The sequence below is a fragment of the Cronobacter sp. HA18003 genome, from assembly GCF_011605905.1.
Taxonomy (GTDB): Bacteria; Pseudomonadota; Gammaproteobacteria; order Enterobacterales; family Enterobacteriaceae; genus Cronobacter; species Cronobacter sakazakii.
This window is the reverse complement of sequence record NZ_JAANQO010000008.1, coordinates 1-4,547: the sequence shown is the minus strand read 5'-3', so window position 1 is coordinate 4,547 and position 4,547 is coordinate 1. Positions and strand designations below refer to the sequence as shown.

4 protein-coding genes, 4 tRNA genes and 1 rRNA gene are annotated in these 4,547 nt (G+C 48.8%); 1 reads left to right on the top strand and 8 read right to left on the bottom strand.

The window, feature by feature from the left end; translation table 11 throughout:
• The 5 genes from G6041_RS00985 to G6041_RS00965 all read right to left on the bottom strand — a co-directional run.
• A partial coding sequence (locus G6041_RS00985) for a GTP-binding protein (RefSeq protein ID WP_021242225.1) occupies positions 1-208 on the bottom strand: 208 nt, incomplete at its 3' end.
• Positions 209-320: 112 nt separating this feature from the next.
• A tRNA-Thr gene (locus tag G6041_RS00980) sits at positions 321-396 on the bottom strand.
• Between the two features lie 6 nt (positions 397-402).
• A tRNA-Gly gene (locus G6041_RS00975) sits at positions 403-477 on the bottom strand.
• A 108-nt stretch (positions 478-585) separates the two neighbouring features.
• A tRNA-Tyr gene (locus G6041_RS00970) sits at positions 586-670 on the bottom strand.
• Positions 671-679: 9 nt separating this feature from the next.
• Positions 680-755, bottom strand: a tRNA-Thr gene (locus G6041_RS00965).
• Between the two features lie 551 nt (positions 756-1,306).
• Between G6041_RS00965 and coaA the strand changes: the two genes are divergently transcribed.
• The gene (gene coaA / locus G6041_RS00960; protein ID WP_004386160.1) at positions 1,307-2,257 is read left to right on the top strand and encodes a type I pantothenate kinase; all 951 of its coding nucleotides are present in this window, start codon (positions 1,307-1,309) and stop codon (positions 2,255-2,257) included.
• Between the two features lie 36 nt (positions 2,258-2,293).
• Here coaA and birA read toward each other — a convergent pair whose 3' ends face one another.
• From birA to rrf, 3 genes are all read right to left on the bottom strand, one after another.
• The gene (birA, locus tag G6041_RS00955; protein WP_007872665.1) at positions 2,294-3,256 is read right to left on the bottom strand and encodes a bifunctional biotin--[acetyl-CoA-carboxylase] ligase/biotin operon repressor BirA; all 963 of its coding nucleotides are present in this window, start codon (positions 3,254-3,256) and stop codon (positions 2,294-2,296) included.
• Positions 3,253-4,281 (bottom strand): UDP-N-acetylmuramate dehydrogenase, encoded by a 1,029-nt coding sequence (gene murB, locus G6041_RS00950; RefSeq protein WP_041460623.1) that lies wholly within the window; start codon positions 4,279-4,281, stop codon positions 3,253-3,255. Before murB ends, birA begins: the two co-directional genes overlap by 4 nt.
• A 184-nt stretch (positions 4,282-4,465) precedes the next feature.
• Positions 4,466-4,547, bottom strand: a 5S ribosomal RNA gene (rrf, locus tag G6041_RS21635); the annotation flags it as partial.

Below are 4,547 nucleotides of genomic sequence, written 5' to 3'. Positions count from 1 at the left end.
ATTCAACGTGAGAGGTGTTGATGGTGATACCACGAGCTTTTTCTTCCGGCGCGTTATCGATCTGGTCGAATGCACGAGCAGAACCACCGTAGGTTTTCGCCAGAACGGTAGTGATGGCAGCGGTCAGCGTTGTTTTACCATGGTCAACGTGGCCGATAGTACCGACGTTAACGTGCGGTTTTGTACGTTCAAACTTTTCTTTAGACATCGATTGTCCCTCTAAGACACGGATAAATCGGTGGTATCACCACATCAACCAGGCGTTTGCCTGAATTTGTTGAATACATCTACAGAAGAGAAACAGGGAGGAGATTGAGAAGTGGTGCTGATAGGCAGATTCGAACTGCCGACCTCACCCTTACCAAGGGTGCGCTCTACCAACTGAGCTATATCAGCACATCCTGGAGCGGGCAGCGGGAATCGAACCCGCATCATCAGCTTGGAAGGCTGAGGTAATAGCCATTATACGATGCCCGCATCCTGAAACTCGGCTACCCAGTTCTTTCTGTACAAAAAAGAAATTCTTTTTTGCTTGAGCTGGCAGGCTTACCGACCAACTCTGGCATCGCAGCGCGAAGCCGAAAATGGTGGTGGGGGAAGGATTCGAACCTTCGAAGTCTGTGACGGCAGATTTACAGTCTGCTCCCTTTGGCCGCTCGGGAACCCCACCTGAACTTGATGGTGCCGGCTACCGGAATCGAACTGGTGACCTACTGATTACAAGTCAGTTGCTCTACCTACTGAGCTAAGCCGGCATCAAGTAGCGCGCATTCTAGGAATAGCGGCGCGCGCATGCAACAAAAAAATTGCTTAATCCGCTCTCTTGCTCACATTTTGCGCATCAACGCGCATTTCTGATGCCTTTTCAGCCACTCATGGTGAAATAATCCACACCTGGCGGCAGCATTTGGTGGGTGGTCAGGCTAAGAAACAAAACGCCAGCTCGTTCTTTAATGGGTAAAGGCGACGTATTGCTCTCTCTTTTGCGTCAAAAGTGCTGCTGATTTAAGCATTACAATTACTGCTTTAATCGTCTCGTTCGCCGTTGAGTGTTATCTCAGTAGAAAGATAACCCCACACAGGCGGACAAGCTTTATACAATTAAGGTTAAGAAGCGTGATGCTTTTCGGAGAAAGGAAAGTGAGGAAGATTTTTTCTTATTATTCCTTTTGATCTGGTGTTACCCTCCTGCCCATTGTGAAATTCTCGCTTACCCGGCGTGCCATTAAGCGGTCTACGATGAAAGCATCACAGCGCTGAGCAAAGGGTTTTCATTTTGTCCTGAATGACAGGCAGAAGCATGCTTATGAGTAATAAAGATCAAATCTTAACGTCCCCCTATCTCCAGTTTAACCGGAGCCAGTGGGCTGCCTTGCGCGACTCCGTACCGATGACGCTTACTGAAGGCGAAATCGCGCGCCTGAAGGGTATTAACGAAGACCTTTCTCTTGAAGAAGTCGCGGAAATTTATCTGCCGCTATCGCGTTTGCTTAATTTTTATATTAGCTCTAACTTACGCCGGCAGGCTGTACTCGAACAATTTCTTGGCACTAATGGCCAGCGTATTCCTTATATTATCAGCATTGCAGGTAGCGTTGCGGTAGGTAAAAGTACGACTGCCCGCGTATTGCAGGCGCTGTTAAGCCGCTGGCCTGAGCATCGTCGCGTTGAGCTGATTACCACCGACGGCTTTCTACATCCGAACGCGGTTTTAAAAGAACGCAATCTGATGAAGAAGAAAGGCTTCCCTCAGTCATACGATATGCACCGCCTGGTTAAGTTCGTTTCTGATATCAAGTCAGGCGTGCCGAATGTCACCGCGCCGGTTTATTCACACCTCATTTATGATGTCATTCCTGATGGGGATAAGGTCGTTAATCAACCGGATATTCTTATTCTTGAAGGTTTGAACGTGCTGCAAAGCGGTATGGATTATCCTCACGATCCGCATCATGTTTTTGTTTCAGACTTCGTCGATTTCTCTATTTATGTTGATGCGCCAGAAGATTTACTGCAACGCTGGTATATCAACCGTTTTCTGAAATTCCGTGAGGGCGCGTTTACCGATCCTGACTCTTATTTCCATCACTACGCCAAACTGTCAGAAGATGAAGCGGTTAATATCGCAACGCAGTTATGGAAAGAGATTAACTGGTTGAACCTAAAAGAGAATATCCTTCCGACACGTGAAAGGGCCAGCCTCATCATGACCAAGAGCGCGAACCATGCCGTCGACTGTGTCCGCTTAAGGAAATAAGGCAGGAATGAAAAAAGGGAGCCTGGCTCCCTTTTTTCATTCTGCGCTGCGTAATGAAATCTCGCCGCCCATCCAGGGCTTTATCACGCCGTTTTGTTCCAGCAGTAACGCACCCTGATTATCTATACCACGAGAGATACCGTATATTTCGCGATCGCCGATAATGAGTTTGACCTGACGATGAATAAAATTGTCCAGTTTTTCCCAACGCGATAAAAAGGGAGCTAACCCTTCCTGTTCAAACTCCCGCAGCGACGCGCGTAGTTTTTCTATCAACCTGACGGCCAGCTCATTTCTGTCGACTTTAATTCCCGCTTCCTGAAGGTTTATCCAGCCCTGATTCACGATATCGCTTTCGACCTGACGCATCGCGAGGTTGATACCCGCGCCAATAACAATCTGTGCCGCATCTCCGGTTTTACCCGTAAGCTCGACGAGAATACCCGCCAGTTTTCTGTCATGTAAATAGAGATCGTTTGGCCATTTTACCCGCACCTGCGCGGCACCAAGCTCATGAAGCACTTCAGCCATAACAATGCCGATAACCAGGCTTAAACCAATGGCGGCAGCTGGTCCCTGTTCAAGGCGCCAATACATGGAAAGATAAAGATTTGCTCCAAACGGCGAGAACCATTTGCGGCCACGACGTCCGCGACCTGCCTGCTGATACTCCGCGATACAGGCATCGCCTGATTCAAGCTCAGAAAGCCTGTCCAGTAAATACTGGTTTGTGGAGTCGATAACCGGCAGCACCGTCACCGATCCCGATTTAATATGGGAATGAATAAAAGATTCGTTAAGCAACTGAATCGGGCCCGGCAGGCTGTACCCTTTACCCGGCACCGTAAAGACATCAATGCCCCAGTCACGCAGCGTCTGGATATGCTTATTGATAGCAGCACGGCTCATCCCCAGCTTTTCGCCAAGCTGCTCACCAGAGTGAAATTCGCCGTCAGCAAGAAGCGAAACCAGTGTTAACGGAATAGTATTATCTTTCAAGAAATCGTCTCCACAGCGTTTACCTCACCCACCGCACCAATAAAACGGACTTCAGGCTCCAGCCAGATATTGAATTTTTCGCCGACGCGCTGACGGACTTCATGCGCGAGTTTTACGACATCCTCACTGGTCGCATTATGCTCATTGATTAGCACTAGTGCCTGCTGACGATGCACCGCCGCGCCACCGACGCGATGACCTTTCATTTCACAGCGATCGATAAGCCAGCCTGCAGCCAGTTTTACCTTTCCATCATTTTGTGGGTAACGTGGCGCATCTGGATAATGTATAAACAGCGCACTGGCCTCTTCAGCAGTAATAACCGGGTTTTTGAAGAAGCTGCCTGCGTTACCATATTCCTTCGGATCGGGAAGCTTTGTTTGACGCATATGGCATACCGCATCAAAGACCTGCCGGGGCGTGACGGTATCAGCGGACAAGCGCGTCAAATCGCCATAAGTCAGTACCGGTGACCATACTTTAGGAAGACGAAGCCCTATACCTGTAATAGCGTATCGATTCTGGTAATCATGCTTAAAGATGCTATCGCGATAACCGAAGCGGCAGTCACTGTTACCCAGACGAACCGACTCACCCGATGCCAAATCAATGCAGTCCACATACAGACATAATTGTTTGAACTCTACGCCATAAGCGCCAATGTTTTGAATCGGTGACGAACCCGCGCATCCTGGAATAAGCGCCAAATTTTCAAGGCCGGCCATATTATGATCCAGCGTGAATTTTACGAGACGATGCCAGTTTTCACCCGCGCCAGCATGTATTAGCCAGGCATCATTATGTTCTTCAATCTGGATACCCATAATACGGTTAAGAATGACCGTGCCGTTGAAATCATCAAGAAACAGCACGTTGCTCCCCTCGCCCAGAATTAAAACCGGCCGGGAAACTGCTTGCGCCTGCTGCCATGCATCAGCCAGCGCCCCGGCAGTATTCGCCGTCACGATCTGCTGCGCGCGTTTTTCAATACCAAATGTATTGTAAGGTTTTAGGGAGTTATTCATGCCATTAGTCCTGATGTCAAAACCCGGACAGTTTAACCGATTAGCAGGTTTATAGCTTCTCTGCGAAAGGATGAGCACACAAAAGGGGAGGAGAACGAGGCTTATTTTTTGATATACAAGGGAAGGCTTATAAAACTCAAAAAGCAAAAACCCCTCAGCGGTGCTGAGGGGTTCTTTATTTGATGCCTGGCAGTTCCCTACTCTCGCATGGGGAGGCCCCACACTACCATCGGCGCTACGGCGTTTCACTTCTGAGTTCGGCATGG